At 73.4% G+C, this 1864-nt stretch carries 3 protein-coding genes; all 3 read right to left on the bottom strand.

Translation table 11 applies throughout. The features are described 5' to 3' along the window. Positions 1-994, bottom strand: a 994-nt coding sequence (locus tag ACFQ87_RS46065) for a phosphotransferase (RefSeq protein ID WP_380617021.1), incomplete at its 3' end; no start/stop codon positions are given. A 2-nt stretch (positions 995-996) separates the two neighbouring features. After that, positions 997-1164, bottom strand: a complete 168-nt coding sequence (locus tag ACFQ87_RS46060) for an SflA family class IV lanthipeptide (RefSeq protein ID WP_380617020.1) — start codon at positions 1162-1164, stop codon at positions 997-999. 215 nt (positions 1165-1379) lie between these two features. Beyond that, positions 1380-1864: NAD(P)-dependent oxidoreductase (locus ACFQ87_RS46055; protein ID WP_380617019.1), on the bottom strand; the 485-nt coding region annotated here is incomplete at its 5' end.

Genomic DNA, 1864 nt, shown 5'->3' with positions numbered 1-1864 from the left:
GTCCCGAGGCGTCGAGCACGACGTTGTCGGGCTTCAGATCGCGGACCACCACGCTCCGCCGGTGGATGCCGTCCAGGACGCGGAGCAGCCGCGCGGCCAGCTCGGAGAGCGCGCCGTCCCGGTACGGGCCGTTCCGCTGGACGACCCGCCGCAGGTCCCGGTCGCCGCAGCTGGTCATCACCAGGTACTCGTCCGTGCGGTGCCGGAAGTAGTCGAGTGCGCGCGGCACCCCGCCGAGGCCGTGGAGCGCGCTGAGGACGGCGTGCTCGTTGCGCAGCCGGTCGCGGGTGTCGGCCCCGGACTCGTCCTCGGCCACGAAGGCCCGGGCCTGTTTGACGACCACCGGCAGGCCGCTGGTCCGGTCGAGCGCCCGGTAGACGTTGCCCTGCGGCTTGCGGGTGATGCCGCCGGTGACCCGGTAGCGTCCGCCGCCGAGTCCGGCGGCGCCGTGCGGGCGGTCCCGGTGCTCGAAGGGGTCCTCGGCCCAGGGCGGGCACCGGTAGGAGGCGCCGGCCAGCCCGTCGAAGAGCCGTCCGTCCGGGCCCGTCATGACGGATTCGAGCCGCCCGCTCCGGCCGGTCCGGTAGTCGCCGCTGAAGGGCCCGTAGCGGTAGTAGACGGGGGAGTCGGGGTCGACCCGCCGGTCGCTGACGATCTGCGGACCCTCCCGGCCGCGCAGCACGGCGACGAGTTCCTGGGCGAGCGTGACGACGGTGCCGGGCGCCGGGTAGACCGTGATCGCCTTGCCGGCCGAACCGGCGCTGGACACACCGGAGTTGAGCGCCCGCAGGGTCTCCGGATCCCTGGCCCACTTCGCGTGGCAGACATGGCGTGCCAGCACCGGCAGGACGAGGTCGAGCGCGGCGTCGAGTTCGCCGGGGCGGGCCGAGACGTGCAGCTTCCAGCCGTGTTCCATCGCCGGCATCCGCGGATCGTTCAGGTACGACCAGGTGTCATCGGACCATCCGCTGCGGCCGGCGATGGAACCGGTCACCGTCAGGAGTTGAAGTCGCAGGCGAAGCGGGTGGTGGCCGTCACCCACGGGTCGGCCAAGCAGGCCGTGGCCTCGTGGTCGCCGCGGTCGTCGTCCTCGAACACGATGGCCTCGTCATCGACCGCCAGGGGGCCTGCATCGCGGATCTCGTCGATCAGGGGTACGGGCATGGGGCGCCTCCAGGTCCGGTCGTGCCTCTGGCGATGGCGACAGCGCGGATCGCGGCCGCCGCGAACCGGTGGGCCGGATGGGGCCGGGTTCCTGGTCCACGAAGGTAGGGAGGAACGGTGCGCCTGACAAGGGGGCAGGACGCATCAACTCCACTTGCTGGACACATCCGTGGAGGAATCGTGGAATCGCGTCCGGTGGCAGGCCGCCGCCGGGGTCAGGAGCTGACGCCGACCGCGTGCCGGAAGCTCGCCGGGTCGGCGACCAGGTCCAGCATGGCCCGCGCCACGTCGGCGCGGGGGACGGTGGAACCGGCCGGTCCGGATTCGACGGCGTGCCGGTAGCGGCCCCGGCCGGGCCGATTGGTCAGCCGCGGGGGTCGGACGGCTGTCCAGTCCAAGCCGCTCTCGCGCAGCACGCGTTCCATCGCCTCCAGGTCGGTGTACACCTCCCGGAGGACGGACCAGAGCAGGGGGCTGAACACCTTCGCGGTGAGGAGCGACTGCCCGGCTCCGGAACGGTTGAGCGGCGCGGCGCTGACCGCGAGGATGCGGCGCACCCCGACGGCCGCCATGGCGGTGGTCGCCGCGCGGGCGGAGGTCGAGGCGGGCTTGAGGGGATCGGTGCGGCCGGCCTGGCCGATGCCGGAGAGGACGGCGTCGGCGCCCTCGATCACCGGTTCCAGCGAGGCGGGGTCGAGGG

This window comes from Kitasatospora sp. NPDC056531, assembly GCF_042794375.1.
Lineage (GTDB): Bacteria > Actinomycetota > Actinomycetes > Streptomycetales > Streptomycetaceae > Kitasatospora.
Note: the sequence above shows the minus strand (reverse complement) of the source record. Positions and strands in the feature narration are given on the sequence as shown.

Bases quoted from the DNA above. Each gene is read 5' to 3' on its own strand.
- ACFQ87_RS46060 (WP_380617020.1), bottom strand. From the start codon at position 1,164: ATGCCCGTACCCCTGATCGACGAGATCCGCGATGCAGGCCCCCTGGCG.